This is a genomic window from Paucibacter soli (assembly GCF_037482845.1).
Taxonomy (GTDB): domain Bacteria; phylum Pseudomonadota; class Gammaproteobacteria; order Burkholderiales; family Burkholderiaceae_C; genus Paucibacter_B; species Paucibacter_B soli.
Window position 1 is genome coordinate 66455 of the sequence record NZ_JBBHJW010000008.1, and the last position, 21205, is coordinate 87659.

Annotated in this window: 22 protein-coding genes; 14 read left to right on the forward strand and 8 right to left on the reverse strand. The window is 68.9% G+C overall.

The genetic code is table 11. The features are described from left to right. Positions 1-33: 33 nt before the first annotated feature. Complete coding sequence (gene mutL / locus WG898_RS16700; protein ID WP_339603931.1) at positions 34-1947, reverse strand: DNA mismatch repair endonuclease MutL; 1914 nt, start codon at positions 1945-1947, stop codon at positions 34-36. Positions 1948-2048: 101 nt separating this feature from the next. Between mutL and WG898_RS16705 the strand changes: the two genes are divergently transcribed. From WG898_RS16705 to WG898_RS16715, 3 genes are read left to right on the forward strand one after another with little or no spacing between them, the layout of a single operon-like run. Beyond that, on the forward strand, positions 2049-2921 hold the full coding sequence (locus WG898_RS16705; RefSeq protein WP_339603932.1) for a Tll0287-like and HAMP domain-containing protein: 873 nt from the start codon (positions 2049-2051) through the stop codon (positions 2919-2921). Positions 2922-2932: 11 nt separating this feature from the next. Next, positions 2933-4360 carry a serine/threonine-protein kinase gene (locus WG898_RS16710; RefSeq protein WP_339603933.1) on the forward strand — a complete coding sequence of 476 codons (1428 nt, stop codon included), beginning with the start codon at positions 2933-2935 and terminating at the stop codon, positions 4358-4360. 9 nt (positions 4361-4369) lie between these two features. Next, a complete protein-coding gene (locus WG898_RS16715) occupies positions 4370-5020 on the forward strand; it encodes a DedA family protein (RefSeq protein WP_339603934.1) in 651 nt (216 codons plus the stop codon). Positions 5021-5048: 28 nt separating this feature from the next. Here WG898_RS16715 and WG898_RS16720 read toward each other — a convergent pair whose 3' ends face one another. Then, positions 5049-6431 (reverse strand): N-acetylmuramoyl-L-alanine amidase, encoded by a 1383-nt coding sequence (locus WG898_RS16720; protein WP_339603935.1) that lies wholly within the window; start codon positions 6429-6431, stop codon positions 5049-5051. A gap of 73 nt (positions 6432-6504) precedes the next feature. After that, a complete protein-coding gene (gene tsaE / locus WG898_RS16725) occupies positions 6505-6996 on the reverse strand; it encodes a tRNA (adenosine(37)-N6)-threonylcarbamoyltransferase complex ATPase subunit type 1 TsaE (protein ID WP_339604145.1) in 492 nt (163 codons plus the stop codon). Between the two features lie 54 nt (positions 6997-7050). Between tsaE and queG the strand changes: the two genes are divergently transcribed. Further along, on the forward strand, positions 7051-8106 hold the full coding sequence (gene queG, locus WG898_RS16730) for a tRNA epoxyqueuosine(34) reductase QueG (RefSeq protein WP_339604146.1): 1056 nt from the start codon (positions 7051-7053) through the stop codon (positions 8104-8106). Here the strand turns inward: queG and WG898_RS16735 are convergent. Next, positions 8095-8991, reverse strand: coding sequence for an AEC family transporter (locus tag WG898_RS16735; protein WP_339603936.1), 897 nt, complete (start codon positions 8989-8991; stop codon positions 8095-8097). The genes queG and WG898_RS16735 overlap by 12 nt on opposite strands. 121 nt (positions 8992-9112) lie before the next feature. Here WG898_RS16735 and WG898_RS16740 point away from each other — a divergent pair, with 121 nt between their 5' ends. Next, positions 9113-10090: a tripartite tricarboxylate transporter substrate binding protein BugE gene (locus tag WG898_RS16740; RefSeq protein ID WP_339603937.1), complete on the forward strand. Its 978-nt coding sequence runs from the start codon at positions 9113-9115 to the stop codon at positions 10088-10090. Then, positions 10083-10988, forward strand: coding sequence for a site-specific tyrosine recombinase XerD (gene xerD, locus WG898_RS16745; protein ID WP_339603938.1), 906 nt, complete (start codon positions 10083-10085; stop codon positions 10986-10988). Before WG898_RS16740 ends, xerD begins: the two co-directional genes overlap by 8 nt. Here the strand turns inward: xerD and WG898_RS16750 are convergent, their stop codons facing one another. Beyond that, positions 10989-11468, reverse strand: coding sequence for an Lrp/AsnC family transcriptional regulator (locus tag WG898_RS16750; RefSeq protein ID WP_339603939.1), 480 nt, complete (start codon positions 11466-11468; stop codon positions 10989-10991). Positions 11469-11511: 43 nt separating this feature from the next. On the opposite strand from WG898_RS16750, the gene WG898_RS16755 reads away from it, so the two are divergent. Beyond that, positions 11512-12114, forward strand: coding sequence for a MarC family protein (locus WG898_RS16755; protein ID WP_339603940.1), 603 nt, complete (start codon positions 11512-11514; stop codon positions 12112-12114). Between the two features lie 249 nt (positions 12115-12363). Beyond that, positions 12364-13665: an isocitrate lyase gene (aceA, locus tag WG898_RS16760; protein ID WP_339603941.1), complete on the forward strand. Its 1302-nt coding sequence runs from the start codon at positions 12364-12366 to the stop codon at positions 13663-13665. Positions 13666-13727: 62 nt separating this feature from the next. On the opposite strand, the gene gbd is transcribed toward aceA, so the two are convergent. Further along, positions 13728-14876, reverse strand: a complete 1149-nt coding sequence (gene gbd, locus WG898_RS16765) for a 4-hydroxybutyrate dehydrogenase (protein WP_339603942.1) — start codon at positions 14874-14876, stop codon at positions 13728-13730. An 83-nt stretch (positions 14877-14959) separates the two neighbouring features. Between gbd and WG898_RS16770 the strand changes: the two genes are divergently transcribed. Next, complete coding sequence (locus tag WG898_RS16770) at positions 14960-15895, forward strand: alpha/beta hydrolase (protein WP_339604147.1); 936 nt, start codon at positions 14960-14962, stop codon at positions 15893-15895. Then, entirely contained in the window at positions 15892-16749 is an 858-nt protein-coding gene (locus tag WG898_RS16775) for a YbgC/FadM family acyl-CoA thioesterase (RefSeq protein WP_339603943.1), read from the forward strand. Before WG898_RS16770 ends, WG898_RS16775 begins: the two co-directional genes overlap by 4 nt. Here the strand turns inward: WG898_RS16775 and WG898_RS16780 are convergent. Together WG898_RS16780 and ygfZ are read right to left on the reverse strand one after the other, a co-directional pair. After that, a complete protein-coding gene (locus WG898_RS16780) occupies positions 16736-17032 on the reverse strand; it encodes a DUF4936 family protein (RefSeq protein WP_339603944.1) in 297 nt (98 codons plus the stop codon). The genes WG898_RS16775 and WG898_RS16780 overlap by 14 nt on opposite strands. Next, positions 17029-17961 (reverse strand): CAF17-like 4Fe-4S cluster assembly/insertion protein YgfZ, encoded by a 933-nt coding sequence (gene ygfZ, locus WG898_RS16785; protein WP_339603945.1) that lies wholly within the window; start codon positions 17959-17961, stop codon positions 17029-17031. Before ygfZ ends, WG898_RS16780 begins: the two co-directional genes overlap by 4 nt. Positions 17962-18020: 59 nt before the next feature. On the opposite strand from ygfZ, the gene mltG reads away from it, so the two are divergent. From mltG to WG898_RS16805, 4 genes are all read left to right on the forward strand, one after another. Beyond that, positions 18021-19025, forward strand: coding sequence for an endolytic transglycosylase MltG (gene mltG / locus WG898_RS16790; RefSeq protein ID WP_339603946.1), 1005 nt, complete (start codon positions 18021-18023; stop codon positions 19023-19025). After that, the gene (gene tmk, locus WG898_RS16795; RefSeq protein WP_339603947.1) at positions 19022-19648 is read left to right on the forward strand and encodes a dTMP kinase; all 627 of its coding nucleotides are present in this window, start codon (positions 19022-19024) and stop codon (positions 19646-19648) included. Before mltG ends, tmk begins: the two co-directional genes overlap by 4 nt. Next, entirely contained in the window at positions 19642-20658 is a 1017-nt protein-coding gene (gene holB / locus WG898_RS16800) for a DNA polymerase III subunit delta' (protein WP_339603948.1), read from the forward strand. The genes tmk and holB overlap by 7 nt, the downstream gene beginning before the upstream one ends. Positions 20659-20753: 95 nt before the next feature. Next, positions 20754-21155 (forward strand): PilZ domain-containing protein, encoded by a 402-nt coding sequence (locus tag WG898_RS16805; RefSeq protein ID WP_339603949.1) that lies wholly within the window; start codon positions 20754-20756, stop codon positions 21153-21155. Positions 21156-21205: the final 50 nt, after the last annotated feature.

Genomic DNA, 21205 nt, shown 5'->3' on the forward strand with positions numbered 1-21205 from the left:
GTATTGGACCATGCCCTGCCGTCCATCAGACAACTAGCGGCCGCGCAGAAACAGCGCGTCCAGCTCGCGCATGCCGAGCTGGCGCCAGGTCGGGCGGCCATGGTTGCATTGGTCGGCGCGTTCGGTGCGCTCCATATCGCGCAGCAAGGCGTTCATCTCGTCCAGGTTGAGCTGGCGATTCGCGCGCACCGCACCATGGCAGGCCATGGTGGCCAGGATCTCGTGCTGGGCGCGCTCGATGGCATGACTGGCATCGAACTGGGCCAGCTCGGCCAGCACGCCGCGCACCAGCTCCACCACATCGCCACCCGCCAGCGCGGCGGGCCGGGCGCGCACCGCCAGCACCTTGGCCGAGAGCGGCGCCACATCGAGGCCCAACCGCAGCAGCGTCTCGCCCTGCGCCTCGGCGGTGGCGATCTCGGCCGCGGTGGCGGCAAAGGTGACCGGGATCAGCAGCGGCTGCGACTCGATCGCGGCCTCGCCCAGGCTGGCCTTCAAGCGCTCGTAGACCACACGCTCATGCGCCGCATGCATGTCCACGATCACCAGGCCCTGGGCGTTCTCGGCCAGCACATAGACGCCCTGGATCTGCGCGATGGCGCGGCCCAGCGGCCAGTCACCAGCGGGGAGGGGGGCGGCCGCGGGCACATCTGAACGCATCGGCGCGGGCGCGCTGCCATAGAGCGTGGCCACCTCGGTCAGGCCCAGCGAGGCTTGGCTATTGCTGCGCCAGCTGGCCACGCCGCTGTTCAGGCTGCCATTGCCCACATAGCCCGGCGCGGCGCGCTCCTGGGCCGAGGCGGCATTGAACCAGGCGGGCGGATTGCCGGGGCCGGGCCGGCTGGCCTGCACCGAGCTGGTATGGGCGGCGGACAGCACGCCGGCCTCCTCGATCATGGCTGGGGTCGCGGCTTCGGCGGCGGCCTCCTCGGCCGAGCGCGAGATCGCCAGCGCGCCCTGCACCGCGTAACGCACGCGCTGGTGGATCTCGCGGCCATCGCGAAAGCGCACCTCGATCTTGGTGGGATGCACGTTGACGTCCACGCGGTCGGGCGCGATCTCGATGAAGAGCACATAGCTGGGCTGGCGGTTGCCATGCAGCACGTCCTCGTAGGCCGAACGCACCCCGTGGGCGATCAGCTTGTCGCGCACATAGCGGCCGTTCACATAGACGTACTGCATGTCCGAGCGGCTGCGCGCCGCCTCGGGCAGGCCGGCGCGGCCATAGACGCGCAAGGGGCCGGCCTCGGAAAACACCGCGCGGCTGGCCGCGAAGAAGTCCTCGCCCAGCACATCCTTCAGGCGCTGCTCGGCGCCGGCGGCGCGCCATTGTTCCACCAGCTTGCCCTCGTGCCAGATCGCAAAGCCCACATCGGGCCGGGCCAGCGCATGGCGGCGCACCGCCTCCAGGCAATGCGCCAGCTCGGTGGCGTCGGTCTTGAGGAATTTGCGGCGCGCCGGGGTGCTGAAGAACAGCTCGCGCACTTCCACGCTGGTGCCGCGCGAGCGCGCCGCCGGGCTCAGCTCGCCCGAGCGCGCGTCCAGGCGGCTGGCATGCGGCGCGCCCTCGCAGCGCGTGGCGATGGCCATCTCGGCCACCGAGGCAATCGCCGCCAGGGCCTCGCCGCGAAAGCCCATGGTGGCCACCGATTCCAGCTCTTCGAGGCTGCGGATCTTGCTGGTGGCATGGCGCTTGAGCGCCAGCGGCAGCTCGTCCACCGGAATGCCCAGGCCGTCGTCTTCCACCACGATGGCGCGCACACCGCCGGCCATCAGCTTCACATTGATTTGTGTGGCGCCGGCATCCAGCGCGTTGTCCACCAGCTCGCGCACCACCGAGGCCGGGCGCTCCACCACCTCGCCGGCGGCGATCTGGCTGATCAGTTCATCGGGAAGTTCGCGGATGGCGCGGCGCGGCGCGCCGGGCGTGGGGGAAGACAGGTCCATGCCGCATTGTATGAAGCGGCCCAACCCAGCCCCTGAAGTGGGTACATGGCAGGGCGCTGGGAGGGCTATGCTCATGCACCTGCATCTTGGGGCGCCAGATCATGAAACTGCTGCTCAAGTTCAATCTGATCTTTGCACTCATCTTCGTGCTGGGCCTGGCCGGATCGGCCCTGGTGGCGCGCGGCCTGCTGCAAAAGGCCGCCGCCGCCGAGGTGGCCGAGAGTGCCAAGCTGCTGATGCAGAACGCCAGCGCCGTGAGCGCCTACACGGCCGAGCAGATCAGGCCGTTGCTGGCCGCGCAGATGGCCGAGGCCTTTTTGCCGCAGTCGGTGCCGGCCTATTCGGCGGCCGAGGTGCAGGCCACGCTGCAGAAACAGTATCCCGAGTACCGCTTCAAGTCGGCCATGCTCAACCCCACCAATCCGCGCGACCGCGCGGTGGATTGGGAAGAGGACGTGATCGCGCAGTTCAGCCGCAACACCGGCTTGCAGGAGCTGGTGGGCAAGCGCGACACGCCCACCGGCCCCTCGCTCTATGTGGCGCGCCCGATCCGCATCGGCAACCCGGTCTGCCTGAGCTGCCACAGCACGCCCGATGCCGCCCCGGCCACGCTGGTGGCACGCTACGGACCCTCCAACGGCTTCGGCTGGAAGATGGGCGACACCCTGGGCGCGCAGCTGGTGTCGGTGCCGATGACGGTGCCGCTGCAGCGCGCGCACGAGGCGCTCAAGGTGGTGATGGGCGCGCTGACCGGGGTGTTCGTGCTGATCGGCGCGGCGCTCAACTTCATGCTCTGGCTGCTGGTGATACGGCCGGTGCGCCAGCTCGCCGCGCTGGCCGACCGCGTCAGCCTGGGCGAGCTGAGCGCGCCCGAATTCGAGACCCGCAGCCGCGATGAGGTGGGCGTGCTGGCCCAGTCCTTCGGCCGCATGCGCAAGAGCCTGAGCCATGCGATGAAGATGCTCGACGTCTAGCGTCCGTCACCATGGACCAGCCCGCCTACATCGGCAAATACCGCATCTCCGGCGTGCTGGGGCGCGGCGCCATGGGCGTGGTCTACAAGGCCTTCGACCCGCATATCCAACGCGCCGTGGCGATCAAGACCATCCTGAAGAGCCTGCTTGATGCCGACCAGGGCGCCACCCAGGCGGTGGCGCGCTTTCGCAACGAGGCCCAGGCGGTGGGCCGCATCGCGCACCCGGGCGTGGTGGCCATCCATGAGTTCGGCGAGGACGCCGACAGCGCCTACATCGTGATGGAGTTCGTCGAGGGCAGCACGCTGCAGCAGGTGCTGCTGGCCACGCCCATGCTGAGCCTGCCGGCGCTGCTGCGCATGATGGACCAGCTGCTCGACGCGCTGGCGCACGCGCACGGCCAGGGCGTCTGGCACCGCGACATCAAGCCCGCCAACCTGCTGCTGAGTGTGAGCGGCCAGCTCAAGCTGAGCGACTTCGGCATCGCCCGCATCGAGAACCTGGGCCTGACCCGGGTCTCGTCGGTGATAGGCACACCCGGCTATATGGCGCCCGAGCAATACCTGGGCGAGGGCGTGGACCAGCGTGCCGACCTGTACGCCGCCGGCGTGCTGCTGTACCGCCTGCTGGCCGGTGTGCCGCCCTTCAAGGGCAACGCCCAGCAAGTCATGTACCAGGTGCTCAACGAGCCGGCGCCGCCGCCCAGCCAGGTGGCGCTGGCGCCGCGGCCGGCGGTGTTCGACGCGCTGGTCGAGCGTGCCATGGCCAAGCGGCCCGAGCAGCGCTTCGGCAGTGCCGCCGAGTTCCGCGCCGCGCTGACCGGCGTGGCCGCCATGCTGGACCCCGAGGAGCATGGCGGCACCGAGATCGTCGCCCTCGATCAATGGGCCAAGACCCTGGTGATGGCTGCAGCGCCGCTTGCGGCGCCGGCCGGTGCGCCCTCCAGCCATGGGCATGGCAGCTGGTCCAGCCATTGGGACGCCCCCTCGCTGAGCCGCATCGAGCGCTCGCTGGCCAGCCACGTGGGGCCGATGGCCAGGCTGATGGTGCGCGAGGCCGCGCGCCAATGCCACGACCTGCAGAGCCTGGCCTCGGCGGTGTCGGCCCATATCGCCGACGCCGAGGCGCGCCAGCGCTTTCTGCTGGAGAGCACCGAGGGCAGCAGCCAGCTCGCGCCCATGGGCAGCACCGGCATCGTCGCGCCGCCGCGCGAGGCCAGCCTGGCCGCAATGGCGGCCAGCGGCCAGGCCCTGGACGAGGCCCTCAAGAGCCATGCCCTGGCGGTGCTGAGCCATGAGCTGGGGCCGGTCGCCAAGGTGGTGGTGAAGCGGGCGGCGGCACGCGCCGGCAGCGCCGAGCAGTTCATCGAGGCGCTGCTGGCCGAATGCCCGGAGCTCGATGCGCGCCGGCTCAGGCAGGCGCTGCAGGCGCCGCCATAATGCGCGCCCATGGAATACCTTGCCCTCGTCATCGACTTCATCATCCACGTCGACCGCTATCTGAACCAGTTCGTGGCCGCCTACGGCGGCTGGGTCTATGCGCTGCTGTTCCTGATCATTTTCGTGGAGACCGGCCTGGTGGTGATGCCCTTCCTGCCCGGCGATTCCTTGCTCTTCATCGTCGGCGCGATGTGCGGCACCGGCCTTTTGGAGCTGCCCATCGCGATGGGCCTGATGAGCGTGGCGGCGGTGGCGGGCAACCAGACCAACTACACCATCGGCCGCTTTTTCGGGCCCAAGGTGTTCCAGTGGGAGGACTCGCGCTTCTTCAACAAGCGCGCCTTCAATCAGGCGCATGAGTTCTACGAGCGCTGGGGCGGCATCACCATCGTGGTGGCGCGCTTCATGCCCTTTGTGCGCACCTTCGCGCCCTTTGTGGCCGGGGTGGCGCAGATGACGCGCCGCAAGTTCACGCTCTACGACGTGAGCGGCGGCCTGCTCTGGGTGGTGGGCGTGATGAGCATGGGCTATGCCTTCGGCAACGTGCCCTGGGTGCAGCACAACCTCGAGAAAATCATCTGGGCGCTGATCGGCATCCCGGGCCTGATCGCGATCTTCGGCGCCTGGAAGGCGCGGCGCAGCAAGCCGGCCATCGGCTGATGGCTCGACTGACCCATCAGCTGACCCATCAACTGAGCGGGCGGTGCCTGGCCAGCGGCGGGTTCTTGGCAAAGTAGCGCGCGATGCCGGTGGCCAGGGCCTGCACCAGCCTGGCCTGGTAGTCGGGATCGCGCAGCCGGCTTTCCTCCTCCGGGTTGGAGATGAAGGCCGTCTCGACCAGGATGGAGGGCATGTCGGGCGCCTTCAGCACCGCAAAGCCGGCCTGCTCGACCTGGCGCTTGTGCAGATTGCCAACGCGGCCGATCTGGCCCAGCACCTCGGAGCCGAGCTTGAGGCTGTCCTTGATCTGCGCCGTGGTGCTCATGTCCAAGAGGGTGCGCAGCACGGCGGCATCCTTGACCGCCAGGTTGTTGACCCCGCCCACCAGGTCGGCGGCGTTCTCGCGGTCGGCCATCCAGCGTGCCGCCGAGCTGCTCGCGCCATTGGTGCTGAGCACGAACACCGAGGCACCCTTGGCCTGGGGCGTGAAGAAGGCATCGGCATGGATGGAGACGAACAGGTCGGCATTCACGCGCCGTGCCTTGCGCACGCGTTCGTGCAGGGGCACGAAGAAATCGGCATCGCGCGTCATCATCACGCGGATATTCGAGTTGGCGTTGAGGCGCTCGCGCAGCTGCAGGCCGATCTCCAGCACCACGTCCTTTTCCTTCAGGCCCGAGGGGCCGACGGCGCCGGGGTCCTCGCCGCCATGGCCGGGATCCAGCGCGATCACGATCAGGCGGTCGATCTTCTGCTGCGCACCGGCAATGGCCGGCGGCGGTGGTGGCGGTGCCGGGGTCTGGTAATCGGGCGCCGGCGCGCTGGCGGCCGGCAGCTGCAGCGCCGCCGAGGCCGCGGGCTTGGGCAGCGCCGGCCGGTCGATGCGGCCGATCAGCTCGCCCAGCGCATCCTGCACCGACTGCGCCGCGGCCTTTTCGGCATTTTCCTTCTCGCGTATCAGCGCCAGCAGCGGGTCGCGCTCCTGCAGCGGATAAAGGTCGAACACCAGGCGGTGCTTGTAGGCCGCTACCGGCGCGATCGAGAACAGCTGCGGCGCCACGCCCTGCTTGAGGTCCAGCACGATGCGCACCACGCGCGGCTGGTTCTGGCCCACGCGCACGCCGGCGATATAGGGATCGTCGGCCTTGACCTTGCCGAGCAGCTCGCGCAGGCCGGGGCTGAGCTCCAGGCCGTCGATGTCGATCACCAGCCGGTCCGGGTTGGCGGCCAGGAAATGCTTGGCGGCCAGCGGCTTGTCGGACTCCAGCGTGACGCGCGTGTATTCGGCCGCGGGCCAGACGCGCACCGCGAGGATGTTGGCGCCGGCCGGCGCTGCTGCTGCGCGCAGCTTCGGTGCGCGCAGCAGCAGCGCCAGGCTGCCCATCGCGCGCAGGGCGTGGCGGCGGCTCATTGGTGCACCCTTCGGCCTGCGGCCTGTCCCGCCAGGCGGGGGCGAGCTTGCTTGGGGCTGCCCTGCGCTGCGCTCATGTGCTCAGCCCTTTCAGCCCGTCCAGCAAGACCTGACCCTCGGGCGTGCAGGCCTCGACGCGCACGCGGCGGCTCTGGTCATCCTGCGCTTCGAGGTGGATCGCCAGCGTCGGCGTGGGCAGCATGCCTGAAGCCTTCTCGGGCCATTCGCTCAGCTTCAGGCCGGGCGCGGTGAAGATCTCGCGAAAGCCCGCGTCCTCCCACTCGCGTGCGTCGTTGAAGCGGTAGAAATCGAAATGGCTGACCTCGCCGGCCGGCAGCTGGTAGCTCTCCAGCACCGCATAGCTGGGGCTCTTGATGCGGCCCGTGACGCCCAGCGCGCGCAAGAGATGGCGCACCAGGCTGGTCTTGCCGGCGCCCAGGGCGCCATGCAGCTCGATGCTGGCATGCATCAGGCCTGGGGCCTGGGCGAGTGCCTGCGCAAAGCGCTCGCAGGCCGACTCGTCGGGCCAGTGGAACAAACGGGTTTCTAGAATGGCCAAATGCAGCACGCTCCGCGAACTGAGGAAAGAACGCCAACCGAGATCGACACCCAGGCGGTGATGGCGCAATTGCAGGCCTGGGCGCTTGAGCTCGGATTCTCACAGATTGGCGTGGCCGATATCGACCTCAGCAGCGCCGAGCCCGGCCTGCTGGCCTGGCTGGCTGCGGGCTTTCACGGCAGCATGCATTACATGGCCAGCCATGGCCTCAAGCGCGCCCGGCCGGCCGAGCTGGTGCCGGGCACGGTGCGCGTGCTTACCGCGCGCATGGACTATCTGCCCCAGCATCTGGAGGGAGACTGGCAGGCGATCGAATGGCAGCGCCTGGCCGAGCCGCTGGCCGCCCAGGTCTCGCTCTATGCGCGTGGCCGCGACTATCACAAGGTGCTGCGCCAGCGCCTGCAGCAGCTTGCCAGCCGGCTGGAGGCGCTGGTGGGGCCGCTGGGCTACCGCGTCTTCACCGACTCGGCGCCGGTGCTGGAGGTCGAGTTGGCGAGCCGCTCCGGCATAGGCTGGCGCGGCAAGCACAGCCTGACCCTGCACCGCGAGGCCGGCTCGATGTTCTTCCTGGGCGAGATCATGGTGGACCTGCCGCTGCCGCTGAGCGAGCCGGTCAGCGGCCATTGCGGGCAATGCACGGCCTGCATCGACGCCTGCCCGACGCGGGCCATCGTCGCGCCCTACCAGGTGGACGCGCGGCGCTGCATCTCCTACCTGACGATCGAGTCGGACGAGCCCATCCCGCTGGAGTTGCGGCCGCTGCTGGGCAACCGCATCTATGGCTGCGACGACTGCCAGCTCGTCTGCCCCTGGAACAAGTTCGCGCAGCGCCACGCCCTGGCGGATTTCGACACCCGTGGCCCCTTCGAGGCGCCCACCCTGCTGCAGCTGTGGGGCTGGAGCGAGGCCGAGTTTCTGCGCCTCACCGAGGGCTCGGCGATACGCCGCATCGGCCACGCGCGCTGGCAGCGCAACCTGGCGGTAGCGATGGGCAATGCGCTAAGGCAAGACCTGGCCCCGGCGGACGACGCAGCGCTGCGCGCCGCGCTGCAGGCGCGCCTGCCGCAGGCCAGTGAGCTGCTGGCCGAACACATCCATTGGGCCTTAGAAGCGTAGCAGCATCAGCCACAGCGGCAGGGTCAGCATGCCCAGCAGGGTCGAGACCGTCACCAGCCCGGCCACAAAGGAGGCATGGCCGCCCATGCGCGCCGCCAGCACATAGGCGCTGGAGGCGGTGGGCAGGGCGGCAAAGGCCACCAGGATGCTGCGCTGGTCCGGCGCCAGCGCCAGCGCCCAGGCGTAGGCAAGGGCCAGCAGGGGCAGGGCGGCATGGCGTATCGCCAGCAGCGCGGCGGCCAGCCCGGGTGCATCCCGCAGCGCGCCCAGGCGCAGGCCGGCGCCCACCGCCATCAGGCCCAGGGGCAGGGCGGCCAGGCCGATCTTCTGCAGGCTGATGGCGGCGGCCTCGGGCAGGCGCAGGCCCAGCAGATTGGCCACCAAGCCGGCCAGGGTGCTGAGGATGAGCGGATTGCGCGCCAGCTCGCGCGCGTAGCCATGGCCACCATGGCGCGCCAGCGGCCAGACCGCGGCCACATTGGCCAGCGGCACGCAGATGGCGATCAGCAGCGCCACCCAGGCCACGCCCTGCGCGCCCTGCAGGCGCTCGGCCAGGGCCAGCGCGACGAAGCTGTTGAAGCGAAAGCCCACCTGGGCGCCCGAGGCATGGGTCTGTGCGTCGACCCCGGGCCACAGTCGCAGCGCGTAGGCCAGCAGCACTCCGCTGCCCACCACGCCCAGGCCGCCCAGGGCCAGGTGCAGGGTGGCCGCGGGCTGCAGCACGCTGCGCGAGATCGAGTTGAACAGCAGCACCGGGAAGAGCAGGTAATACACCAGCTTCTCCGCCGCCTCCCACACCGGGCGGTCCAGGCTGGTAAAGCGGCACAGGGCGAAACCCGTCAGTATCAGCAGCAAGTCAGGCAGCAGCAACAGCAGGTCCGGCATGCGCCCAGTGTGCCTGGGTGGCGGGCGCGGCTCATGCGGGAGGCTACGTAATTCCGCTAGCATCGCTTGCGACTCGGCCGCCTAGCATCGTGGCTGGAGACAGACCACCCAAAGGATCACCATGAAGCGTCGTCATTGCCTGCACGCCAGTCTTGCGCTGGCCGCCAGCACCTTGCTGGCCCCCGCCTTGCACGCCCAGAGCTATCCCAACAAGCCGATCCGGCTGCTGGTGCCTTTTGCGCCCGGCGGCACCACCGACATCGTGGCGCGCGTGGTGGCCGAGAAGCTGCACCTGGCGCTGGGCCAGACCGTGGTGGTGGAGAACAAGGCCGGCGGTGGCGGCAAGGTGGGTGCCAATGAAACCGCCAAGGCCGCGCCGGACGGCTATTCCCTGGGCATGGCGACGGTCTCGACCACCGCCGCAAACCCCGCCATCGACCCCAAGATTCCCTACAACCCGCTCACCGACTTCAGCCCCATCATCAATGTGGCGGCCACACCCAATGTGATCGCGGTGCATCCGAGCTTCCCGGCGCGCGACTACAAGGGTTTCGTCGCCGAGCTCAAGAAGAACCCGGGCAAGTACAGCTATGCCAGCGCCGGCACCGGCACCATCGGCCATCTGCAGATGGAGCTGTACAAGAACCTGGCCGGGGTGTTCTTGCTGCACATTCCCTACCGTGGCGCCGGCCCGGCGCTGAACGACACGGTGGCCGGCCAGGTGCCTATCATGTTTGACAACCTGCCCTCGGCGCTGCCCTTCATCAAGGACGGGCGCCTGATCCCCATCGTGGTGGCGGCGCCGCAGCGTCTTTCGCAGTTGCCCCAGGTGCCCACCCTCAAGGAGGTCGGGCTGGAGCCGGTGAACCGCATGGCCTATTACGGCATCTACGGGCCCAAGGGTTTGTCCAAGGAGGTGGTGGACAAGGTCCATGGCGCGGTCAAGAAGACGCTGGAGCTGCCGGATGTGAAGAAGCGCATCGAGGACACCGGCTCGCTCATCGTGGCCAACACGCCCGAGCAATTCGGCGCCCAGATCAAGGCCGAGTACGAGGTCTACAAAAAGGTTGTCGAGTCGCAGAAGCTGAAACTTGACTGAGCTTATTGAACGCAGCCGGCAGGGCATAGACGCGTTTGTCGAAGCCCTCTGGATCGAGGACGGCCTGGCGCGCAACACGCTGGAGGCCTACAAGCGCGATCTGCTGCTGCTGGCCGACTGGCTGGCGCGCGAGGCTGTGCGTGCGCTGGACGAGGCCCGCGAGCAGGACCTGCTGGGCTATGCCAGCGCGCGCCACGCGGCCAGCCGCGCCACCAGCGCAAACCGGCGGCTCTCGGTGTTCAAGCGCTATTTCCGCTGGGCCCTGCGCGAGCACCGTTGCACGCAAGACCCGACCCTGCGCCTGCAGAACGCGCGCCAGCCCTTGCGCGTGCCCAAGACGCTCAGCGAGGGCCAGGTCGACGCCCTGCTGTCGGCGCCCCATACCGGCGAACCGCTGGGCCTGCGCGACCGTGCCATGCTGGAGCTGATGTATGCCAGCGGCCTGCGCGTGAGCGAGCTGGTCACGCTCAAGAGCGTGCACCTGGGTATGAAGGAAGCGGCGTTGCGCATCACCGGCAAGGGCAGCAAGGAGCGCCTCGTGCCCTTTGGCGAGGAGGCGCATGGCTGGCTCTTGCGCTATTTGCAGGAGGCGCGCGCCGAGCTCCTGCAGGGCCGGCGCAGCGAGGCCCTGTTCGTGACCGTGCAGGGCGAGGGCATGAGCCGGCAGATGTTCTGGAAGCTGATCAAGAAGTACGCCGTGGCGGCCGGCATCCTCGCGCCGATTTCGCCGCATACCCTGCGCCATGCCTTCGCCACCCATTTGCTCAACCATGGCGCGGATCTGCGCGCGGTGCAGCTGCTGCTGGGGCATGCCGACCTTTCCACCACCCAGATCTACACCCATGTGGCGCGCGAGCGACTCAAGAGCCTGCATGCGGCGCACCACCCGCGCGCCTGATCAGCGCACGGGTAGGCCCGAGGGGGGCTTGATTTCCTCCAGGCAGATCATCGAGCGCACGTCGGCCACGCCCTCCAGCTGCATCAGCTTGTCGGTGAGGAATTGCGAGAGCGCCTTGAGGTCGCTAGCCACCACCTTGAGCAGGTAGTCGCAATCGCCCGAGACGGTGTGGCATTCCAGGATCTGCGGGAAGTCGCGCAGCAAGGCCTCCAGCTCGCGCACACGCGCAAAGGCCTGGGCCTCGATGTTGAGGCTGACGAAGGCGGTCACGCCCAGCCCCAGGCTCTCGGGCGCCACCAGGGCGCGGTAGCCCTGCAGCACGCCGCGCTCCTCCAGCGCGCGCACGCGGCGAAAGCATTGCGGCGGCGAGAGATGGATCTGCGCCGCCAGGTCCACATTCGAGATGCGGCCATCGCGCTGCAGGATCTCCAGGATCTTGCTGTCGATGGCGTCCAGGGTGGGCGGGGCAGGGGCTGGCATACAGGGCGCAGTCTACGGCCTGTGCATGGGGGACAATCCCGCGATGGACCATAGCTTTCTCTCCGCCTTCATCCTGCTGCTGCTGGTCTTGGACCCGCTGGGCAGCCTGCCCATCTTCATTTCCATCATGCGCGAGGTGCCGAAGGCCCGCCGCACGCGCATGGCGGCGCGCGAGGTGGGCATTGCCTTCGTGGTGCTGTTCGCCTTCATGTTCCTGGGCGGCGGCTTTCTGGAGGTGATGCATCTCTCCGAGCGTTCGCTGGAGGTGGCCGGCGGGGTGATCCTGCTCATCATCGCGATCCGCATGATCTTCGGCAGCGCCGGCGACTCGGCCTATGGCATCGAACCCGGCCGCGAACCCTTTATCTTCCCGCTGGCCGTGCCCCTGCTGGCCGGCCCCTCGGCGATGGCCACGGTGCTGCTGCTGGCCTCGCGCCAGCCCGAGCGCATCTTTGACTGGATCGGCGCGCTCACCGCCGCCATGCTGGTCTCGGGCCTGACCCTGCTGCTGGCCGACCGCATCCGCAAGCTGCTGGGCGACTCGGTGGTGTCGGCAATCGAGAAGCTGATGGGCCTGGTGCTCACCGCGATTGCGGTGGAAATGGTGCTGGCCGGGCTGAAGCGCTATTTCATCGGCGGCCTGTAATCCCCTCTGGCATTTCGCAATACGAAACATCGTTTTCAGATCGCAAAATTTTGGTCTGTTGCGCTGCCGCAATTTTTCTCATTATGGTGAGCGTCGTTTCACAATCCGATATTTACAATGCAAGCCATTGATTTATAAGGAAAACATTTTTAGTCTTATATAAGACACAAGTCTTCCCCGAAAGCTGACAAAGGCCTAATCTAGGAGCCATCGAGTCCTTTGTTTTTCACCTCACAGCAGGAGCTTTCCATGACGACACTCACCCGTGACCAGCAAATCGCCGCCCTCGAAAAGGATTGGGCCGAGAACCCCCGTTGGAAGGGCATCAAGCGCGGCTACACCGCTGCCGATGTGGTGCGTCTGCGTGGCTCGCTGGCCATCGAGCACACCCTGGCCAAGCGCGGCGCCGAGAAGCTCTGGGGCCTGGTGAACACCGAGCCTTTTGTCAACTCGCTGGGCGCGCTGACCGGCAACCAGGCCATGCAGCAGGTCAAGGCCGGCCTCAAAGCCATCTACCTGTCGGGCTGGCAGGTCGCGGGCGACGCCAACAGCAATGGCGAGATGTACCCCGACCAGTCGCTGTACTCGGTGGACTCGGTGCCCAAGGTCGTGAAGCGCATCAACGCCACCTTCAAGCGCGCCGACGAGATCCAGTGGAGCGAAGGCAAGAACGACATCGACTACTTCGCCCCCATCGTGGCCGATGCCGAGGCCGGTTTCGGCGGCGTGCTGAACGCCTTCGAGCTGATGAAGTCCATGATCGACGCGGGTGCCGCGGGCGTGCACTTCGAAGACCAGCTGGCCGCCGCCAAGAAATGCGGCCATATGGGCGGCAAGGTGCTGGTGCCCACCCGCGAGGCCGTGGCCAAGCTGGTGGCTGCCCGCCTGGCGGCCGACGTGATGGGCGTTCCCACCGTGCTGCTGGCGCGTACCGATGCCGAAGCCGGCGACCTCGTCACCACCGATGTGGACGACAACGACAAGCCCTTCTGCACCGGCGAGCGCACCGTCGAAGGCTTCTTCCGCACCCGCAACGGCCTGGAGCAGGCCATCAGCCGTGGCCTGGCCTATGCGCCTTATGCCGACATGATCTGGTGCGAGACCGGCAAGCCCGACCTGGCCTTTGCCAAGGCTTTTGCCGACGCCATTCACGCCAAGTTCCCCGGCAAGCTGCTGGCCTACAACTGTTCGCCGTCCTTCAACTGGAAGAAGAACCTGGACGACGCGACGATTGCCAAGTTCCAGCGCGAGCTCGGCGCGATGGGCTACAAGTTCCAGTTCATCACCCTGGCCGGCTTCCACAGCCTGAACTACTCGATGTTCGACCTGGCCTACGGCTATGCCCGCAACAATATGAGCGCCTTCGTCGAGCTGCAGGAAAAGGAATTCTCGGCGGCCGAGCGCGGCTTCACCGCTGTGAAGCACCAGCGCGAGGTGGGCACGGGTTACTTCGACGCCGTCACCACCACCATCGAAGCCGAGGCCTCCACCGCGGCGCTCAAGGGTTCGACCGAGGACGAGCAGTTCTTCGACAACAAGAAGCACGGCTGATCGCGATCGCGTTCAGCGGCATGCCGGCCCGAACTCAAAAGGTTCGGGCCTTTTTTTGCTGTCTACATCGAGGCCTTGAGCAGCGCCGCGTAATCCTCGCGCGTGGCCAGGCGCGGATTGGTCTGGTGACAATGGTCCTTCATCGCGCCGTCGATGACACGCTCAAACAGCGCTTCGGTCACGCCCAGCGCCGCCAGGCCGCTGGCCAGCCCGAGGCGCGCATTCATGGCCCGTAGCGCCTCGGCCAACACTTCGCCGGCGGCGTCGCAATCCTGCAAGCCCATGGCATGGGCCATGCGATGCAGTCGCGCATCCTGTTGCAGGCTAGCATGCTGGGCGTTGAAGCGCACCACCGCCGGCAGGAACATCGCGTTCAAGGTGCCGTGATGCAGACGCGGATTCAGGCCGCCCAGCGCATGGCTGAGCGAATGCACCGCACCCAAGCCCTTCTGGAAGGCCATCGCGCCCTGCATGCTGGCGCTCATCATCTGCAGGCGCGCGTCGCGGTCGCTGCCGTCGCGGGTGGCGCGCTCGATCGCGTCCCAGCCGCGCCGCAGCCCTTCGAGCGCAATGCCGTCGGCGGGCGGATTGAAGGCAGCGGACATAAAGGTCTCCATGCAATGCGCGATCGCATCCATGCCGGTGGCGGCGGTCAGCAAGGGCGGCAGGCCCAGCGTGAGCTCGGGGTCGCAGATCGCCGACTTGGGCAGCAGCTCCCAGTTGTGGAAGCCCAGCTTGCGGCCGTCGTCGACGATGACGACGGCGCCGCGCGCCACCTCGCTGCCGGTGCCGGCGGTGGTGGGCATCGCGATCAGCGGCAGCACCGCCTTGGTGATCAGGCCGCTGCCACCCTCGATGGTGGCGTAGCGGGTGAGCGGCCCGGCGTGGGTGGCGGCGATCGCCACGCCCTTGGCCAGGTCCATGGCCGAGCCGCCGCCGATGGCGATCAGGCCGTCGCAGCCGCCCTCGCGCCAGGCCTGCACGCCCAGGCGCACCGCCGCCTCGGTGGGGTTGGCGGGGGTGGCGTCGAACACCGGCAGGGCGGGGCCCTGCCAGCCCGACAGCGCCAGCTCCAGCACGCCGGCCGCGCGCACGCCAGCATCGGTGATCACCAGCGGCCTGCGCATGCCGACGCGCGCGCATTCGGCGCCCAGCACGCTGCGTGCGCCATGCGCCAGATGGATATGGGTGAGGTACTGGATCAGGGCCATCGTGTCTGCGCTCCGGCATGTCTGCGAAAATCCAAGCCTAAGCCCTGGAGTTCTTGTTGAGTAGCACCTTGTTGACACCGCGCATGGCGGGTGTGCTGACGCGCATCCACCGTGCGAACCGCCCGGCCTTTCATTCCCTCACCCCCAGGCAGGCCCGCATCGGCTATCTGATGGGGGCCGAGATCCTGGACCTGCCGCGCGCGCCGCTGCCACGGGTGGAGAACCTCATGGTGCCGGGCGCCGAGGGGCCGCTGGCGGCGCGCCTGTATGCGCCCAAGACCCCCGCAGAAGCCCGGCTGCCGGTGCTGCTGTATCTGCATGGCGGCGGCTTCACCATCGGCAGCCTGGAAACGCACGACTCGCTGTGCCGGCAGCTCGCGCTGCGCAGCGGTGCGGCGGTGCTGTCGCTGGACTACCGGCTCGCGCCCGAGCATAAGTTTCCCGCCGCGGTGGACGATGCCTGGGCCGTGCTGCGCTGGCTGCCGGGTGGGGCCGCGGCCCTGGGGCTGGACGGCAGCCGCATCGCCGTGGGCGGCGACAGCGCCGGCGGCACGCTGGCGGCGGTGTGCGCGCTGCACGCGCGCGACGTCCGCGAGCAGTTCGGGCAAGACCTGGCCCTGCAGCTGCTGATCACCCCCGGCACCTGTGCCCATGCCGACACGCCCTCGCACAAGCTGTTCGCCAACGGTTTCTTGCTCGACGCGGCCGCGATCGCCTGGTTCTTCGACCATTACATCGAGCACCACCACAAGCGCGACTGGCGCTTTGCACCCATGGAGGCGAGCGACCACAGCGGCCTGGCGCCGGCCTGCGTGATCCTGGCCGAATGCGATCCGCTGGTGGACGAGGGCCTCGCCTATGCCGACCTGCTGCGCGCCAACGGTGGCACGGTGCAGCTGGAGCTGTACCGCGGCGTGACGCATGATTTCATCAAGATGGGCCGCAGCATCCCCGAGGCCCTGCTGGCGCTGGACGCCTGCGCAATGGCGCTGAAGGAGGCGCTTTTTCCCAAGCCATGAACCGCAGCCAATTCCGTTTCTTCGAGCGCCTGCGCGTGCGCTGGGCCGAGATCGACGCCCAGCAAATCGTCTTCAACGGCCATTACCTGACCTACTTCGACACCGCCGTGGGCGGCTATTGGCGCGCCCTGGCGCTGCCCTATGCCGAAACCATGCAGTCGCTGGGCGGCGACCTGTTCGTGCGCAAGGCGACGCTGGAATACCTGGGCTCGGCGCGCTACGACGATCAGCTGGACGTGGGCGTGCGCTGCGAGCGCGTCGGCAACAGCTCGATCCTGGTGCAATGCGCGGTGTTCCGCGCCGACGAGCTGCTGGTGCATGGCGAGCTGATCTATGTGTTTGCCGACGCGCAGGCCCAAACCCCAAAGCCGGTGCCCGAAACCCTGCGCCAGGCGCTCACCGGCTTCGAGGCCGGCGCGGCCATGGTCGAGGTGCATGTCGGCGCCTGGTCAGAGCTGGGGCCGGACGCCAGCCGGATCCGCCAGGCGGTGTTCGTCGACGAACAGAAGATCCCGGCCGAGATGGAATGGGACGCCGGCGACGCCGGCTGCCTGCACGCGGTGGCCTACAACCGCCTCGGCAAGGCCCTGGCCACCGGCCGGCTGCTGGAGCATGTGCCGGGCGTGGCCAAGATCGGCCGCATGGCGGTGCTGCGGGCCATGCGCGGCGGCCAGGTCGGGCGCCAGGTACTGGAGGCGCTGATGGCGGCCGGCCGCGAGCGCGGCTACCGCGAGGTGCTGCTGCATGCGCAGCTCAGCGCCGCCGGCTTCTACACCCGCGCCGGCTTTGTGCAGCGCGGCCCGGTGTTCGAGGAGGCCGGCATCGGCCATGTGGAGATGGTCAGGGCGCTGTAGGCAACAGCAGGGGGAAGAAGCGCTCAATATGGCGCTCGCCCTCGATGCAGGGCGCCAGCGCCGCCGCCACCGCCCGCTCGGCCAGGGTCAGGTCTTGCGCCGAGGCGCCCTGGTAGATTTCCATCCAGGTCGGCATGTCGGCCACCTTTACATCATCGGCGTCGCGTTGCAGCAGACGCAGCGTGACCCCGTCGGGCAGGCGCAAGGCGGCGATCTGCGCCCGCGCCGCCTCGGCCTGCGCCGGCAGCAGCCTGTAGTAGACGTAAAGCTCGGGCGCAGTCACTGCGGCTCGCGCAGCTCGTAGGGCAGGGCGCGCGGCTCCAGCGGCGCGCCGTCCACCCTGCCCAGGTGCAGGCTGCCGCCCTCCAGCGCCGCGATCTTGGTCTCGGCCAGCAGCAGGGCGCGGCCATTGCGCTCGGCCACCGCCGCCACCAGGCCGGCGGGCTGGCCCGGGTCTTCGCTGTGGAAGATTTCCTGGCCGACCAGCGCCGGCGCAGCGGTTTCGAACAAAAAGGTGCGGCGCTTCAGGGTGCCGCGGTACTGGCTGCGCGCCACCACCTCCTGGCCGGGGTAGCAACCCTTCTGGAAATTCACCCCGCCCAGCAGTTCGAGGTTCAGCATCTGCGGCACGAACTGCTCCACCGTGGCGGCCTGCACCCAGGCCAGGCCGCTTTGCACGTCCAGCCATTGCCAGTCGGCGGCGCTCATGGCCGGCAAATCCGGTGCCGCGGCGCTGGCGGGCAGGGCCAGCAGATAGCGCGCCTGGCCGCTTGAAGTCGGCAGGCGCAAGACCTGACCCTCGTTGAAGGCCGCCAGGTCCCAGGTCTGGGTCGGCGCCGCCGCACCCAGCCAGGCGCTGGCCTGCGCGCCCGCCAGGCCCCAGAGCTGGAACTCGGCCGTGGCATCGCTGAGCTTGCACTTGGCGCGCATCACGAACATGCTCAAACGCTTGAGCGTCGGCGCCAGCAGTTCCAGCGGCAGCACCAGCAGGAGTTCCTCGGGCCCGTTCTTCCAGCCCACCAGGGTGGCCAGCAGGCGCCCCTTGGCCGAGCAATAGCCGGCCAGGCGGGCCTGGCCGTCGCCCAGCAGGGCGAAGTCCTGGGTCAGCTGGCTGTGCAGGAACTTGGCGGCCTCGGCGCCGGCCGCGCGGATCACGCCGAATTGGTTCAGGCGCAGGGCCGCGCCAGCAAAGGTTGCGATTTCTTGGTTCATGGCGGGCGATTATCATCAGCGCCCGCCAACAAGGCGAGCAGCAAGGACATTTGGCAAGCATGAAGACATTGGGCAAGGCCCTGCTGACCCTTTCACTCTTGGCGCTGCTGGCCCTGGGCGCGGCCGCGGGCGGCGCCTGGTGGTGGCTGCAGCGGCCGATGACGCTGGCGGCGCCATCGGTCGAGCTCTCCATCGAGGCCGGCAGCTCGCCGCGCGAGGTGGCCCAGGCCTGGGTGGTGGCCGGGGTGCAGGAGGATGCGCGGCTGCTGTACCAATGGTTCCGCTGGTCGGGCCAGGCCAAGCAGATACGCGCCGGCAGCTACGAGATCCACCAGGGCGCCACGCCGCGCGAGCTGCTTGCCAAGATGGTGCGCGGCGACGAGGTGCTGGAGCAGGTGCGCCTGATCGAGGGCTGGACCTTCCGCCAATGGCGCGCCGCGCTGGCCGCCGCCCCCGCGCTCAAGCACCAGACCGCCGCACTCAGCGAGGCCGACATCATGGCCGCGCTGGGCGCGCCGGGTCAGCATCCGGAGGGGCGCTTCTTTCCCGACACCTATGCCTACAGCCGCGGCGTCAGCGACCTCACCGTGCTCAGGCGCGCCTACCGCGCCATGGGCAGGAGGCTGGACGCGGCCTGGGCCGGCCGCGCCGAGAAGCTGCCGCTCAAGTCGCCCGACGAGGCGCTGATCCTGGCCTCCATCGTCGAGAAGGAGACCGGCGCCGCGGCCGACCGCGGCCTGGTGGCGGCGGTGTTCGTGAACCGGCTGCGCATTGGCATGCCCTTGCAGACCGACCCCACGGTGATCTACGGCCTGGGCGCGGCCTTCGACGGCAATCTGCGCAAGCGCGACCTGCTGGCCGACACGCCCTACAACAGCTACACCCGCGGCGGCCTGCCGCCCACCCCCATCGCCATGCCCGGCGCCGCCTCGCTGGCCGCGACCCTGCATCCGGCGCCCTCGCGCGCCCTGTACTTCGTGGCGCGCGGCGACGGCAGCAGCGAATTCAGCGAAGACCTGGCCGCGCATAATCGCGCCGTCAACAAATACCAGCGTGGCAAGTGAGCTCCCCCAGATTCATCAGCATTGAAGGCATCGACGGTGCCGGCAAGTCCACCCATATCGCCGCCCTGAGTAAACGCCTCGCCGCCGGCGGGGCCAAGGTCTTGAACACACGAGAGCCCGGCGGCACCGAGCTGGCCGAGCGCCTGCGCGAGCTGGTCTTGCACAGCGGCATGGACGGCCTGACCGAGGCACTGCTGGTGTTTGCCGGCCGGCGCGATCATCTGCTGCGCGTCATCGAGCCGGCCTTGGCGGCCGGCCAGACGGTGCTGTGCGACCGCTTCACCGACGCCACCTTTGCCTACCAGGGCGCCGGCCGCGGCATGGACCTGCAGGTGCTGGAGACGCTGGAGCAATGGGTGCAGCAGGGGCCCCAGGGCCTGCGTCAGCCCGACCTGACGATCTGGTTCGACCTGCCGCCGGCCACCGCCGCACAGCGCCGCGCCGCGGCGCGCGAGGCCGATCGCTTCGAGCAGCAGGATCTGGACTTCTTCGAACGCGTGCGCGCCGGCTACGCGGCTCGCGCCGCGGCCGCACCGGCACGCTTTGCCCGCATCGACGCTAGCGGCACGGTGGACCAGGTCGCGGCGCAGTTGCGCGCGCTGATGGAGGCCAGGGGATGCTAGGCCCCGACGGCAAGCTGCCGCTGCCCTGGCTGGAGGCGCCACTGGCGCAGGCGCTCGCGACCGCGCGCTCGCATGCCCTGCTGGTGCAGGGTCCGGCCGGCGTGGGCCAGTTCGAGCTGGCCCTGCTGCTGGCCCAGTCCTGGCTGTGCGAGGCACCCGCCGCCGGCAAGCTGGCCTGTGGCCGCTGCGCCGCCTGCCACCTGTTCCTGGCCCATGCGCATCCGGACTTCATGGTGCTGCTGCCCGAGGCGCTGCGCGAAAGCCTGGGTTATGGCGCCGACGAGGAGGAGGGCGAGGGCAAGGGCACTAAGGCCGGCAAGGCCAAGCCCAGCCGCGAGATCAAGATCGATGCGGTGCGACAGATGCTGGGCTTCGCCCAGGTCACGGCGGCGCGCGGGCGCGCCAAGGTGGTGGTGGTCTATCCCGCCGAGGCCCTCAACACCGTGGCGGCGAATGCCCTGCTGAAGACCCTGGAAGAGCCGGCCGGCGTGCTGCGCTTCGCGCTTGCCAGCACGGCCCCCGAGGCCTTGCTGCCCACCATACGCAGCCGCTGCCAGCCAGTGCCGCTGGGCCTGCCGCCTCAAGAACTGGCGCAGGCCTGGCTGGCCGAGCAGGGCGTGGAGGCGGCCGAGGTGCTGCTGGCCGCCACCGGCGGCCGCCCGCAGGAGGCGCTGGCCTGGTGGGCCGACGGCGTGCGCGCCCAGGCCTGGCTGGAGTTGCCGCGCCGCGTGGCGCGCGGTGAAAGCGCGGCGCTGAGCGACTGGCCGGTGCCACGCGCCATCGCCGCGTTGCAGCGCCTCACCCACGACCTGCTGCGCGGCAGCCATGGCGCGCCGCCCAGCTATTTCCCGCCCACCGCCCTGCCCAAGCCGCGCGGCGCGGCCGGCCTGCATGCCTGGGGCCGCGCCTTGCAGGATGCGGCGCGGCACGCCGAACATCCGCTCAACGCCGGCCTGCTGATGGAGTCGCTGGTGGCGCAGGGGCAGCGCGCGATGCGCGTGGCGGCCTGAACGGCAAAGGAAGGGACAAGCAAGGGCCAAGAAGCTCCCGCTTGTCGGTGCATTCGCGCGGATGGGCGGCCTTGACCTTCGCTACACTGCCGCATATGAGTGAAATTCCAACCAAACCCCAGGCCGCCGCCCTGGCAGCCGTGCCGGCTGGCGGGGGTGCGCGCCCGAGCGTGGTGCAGTTGGTCTTCAAGGAAAAGAGCGCGCTCTATGCCGCCTACATTCCTATCTTCATCGACGGGGGCATCTTCGTGCCCACCACGCGCGACTACAAGCTTGGCGAAGACATCTACCTGCTGATGATGCTGCCCGATGATCCGCAGCGTTATCCGGTGGCTGGCAAGATCGCCTGGATCACCCCGGCGAATGCCTCGGCCGGCCGCACCCAGGGCGTGGGCGTGCGCTTCCCAGGCGACGAGAAAACCCGCCACATCAAGCTGAAGATCGAAGAGATGCTGGGCACCTCGATCTCCTCGTCCAAGGCGACGCAGACCATCTGACCCTTTTGACATACGGCGCGCCGCCCGGCGCGGGCCCGTGCGAGGCTGCC

What these genes read in the sequence shown, in the direction of transcription:
- WG898_RS16805 (WP_339603949.1), top strand. Translation starts at nt 20,754, where the DNA reads ATGAGTGAAATTCCAACCAAACCCCAGGCCGCCGCCCTGGCAGCCGTG.
- WG898_RS16735 (WP_339603936.1), bottom strand. Translation starts at nt 8,991, where the DNA reads ATGCCGGACCTGCTGTTGCTGCTGCCTGACTTGCTGCTGATACTGACG.
- aceA (WP_339603941.1), top strand. Translation starts at nt 12,364, where the DNA reads ATGACGACACTCACCCGTGACCAGCAAATCGCCGCCCTCGAAAAGGAT.
- WG898_RS16775 (WP_339603943.1), top strand. Translation starts at nt 15,892, where the DNA reads ATGAACCGCAGCCAATTCCGTTTCTTCGAGCGCCTGCGCGTGCGCTGG.
- holB (WP_339603948.1), top strand. Translation starts at nt 19,642, where the DNA reads ATGCTAGGCCCCGACGGCAAGCTGCCGCTGCCCTGGCTGGAGGCGCCA.
- gbd (WP_339603942.1), bottom strand. Translation starts at nt 14,876, where the DNA reads ATGGCCCTGATCCAGTACCTCACCCATATCCATCTGGCGCATGGCGCA.
- queG (WP_339604146.1), top strand. Translation starts at nt 7,051, where the DNA reads ATGGCGCAATTGCAGGCCTGGGCGCTTGAGCTCGGATTCTCACAGATT.
- WG898_RS16740 (WP_339603937.1), top strand. Translation starts at nt 9,113, where the DNA reads ATGAAGCGTCGTCATTGCCTGCACGCCAGTCTTGCGCTGGCCGCCAGC.
- mutL (WP_339603931.1), bottom strand. Translation starts at nt 1,947, where the DNA reads ATGGACCTGTCTTCCCCCACGCCCGGCGCGCCGCGCCGCGCCATCCGC.
- WG898_RS16750 (WP_339603939.1), bottom strand. Translation starts at nt 11,468, where the DNA reads ATGCCAGCCCCTGCCCCGCCCACCCTGGACGCCATCGACAGCAAGATC.
- mltG (WP_339603946.1), top strand. Translation starts at nt 18,021, where the DNA reads ATGAAGACATTGGGCAAGGCCCTGCTGACCCTTTCACTCTTGGCGCTG.
- WG898_RS16705 (WP_339603932.1), top strand. Translation starts at nt 2,049, where the DNA reads ATGAAACTGCTGCTCAAGTTCAATCTGATCTTTGCACTCATCTTCGTG.
- WG898_RS16720 (WP_339603935.1), bottom strand. Translation starts at nt 6,431, where the DNA reads ATGAGCCGCCGCCACGCCCTGCGCGCGATGGGCAGCCTGGCGCTGCTG.
- WG898_RS16770 (WP_339604147.1), top strand. Translation starts at nt 14,960, where the DNA reads ATGGCGGGTGTGCTGACGCGCATCCACCGTGCGAACCGCCCGGCCTTT.
- WG898_RS16755 (WP_339603940.1), top strand. Translation starts at nt 11,512, where the DNA reads ATGGACCATAGCTTTCTCTCCGCCTTCATCCTGCTGCTGCTGGTCTTG.
- ygfZ (WP_339603945.1), bottom strand. Translation starts at nt 17,961, where the DNA reads ATGAACCAAGAAATCGCAACCTTTGCTGGCGCGGCCCTGCGCCTGAAC.
- WG898_RS16710 (WP_339603933.1), top strand. Translation starts at nt 2,933, where the DNA reads ATGGACCAGCCCGCCTACATCGGCAAATACCGCATCTCCGGCGTGCTG.
- WG898_RS16715 (WP_339603934.1), top strand. Translation starts at nt 4,370, where the DNA reads ATGGAATACCTTGCCCTCGTCATCGACTTCATCATCCACGTCGACCGC.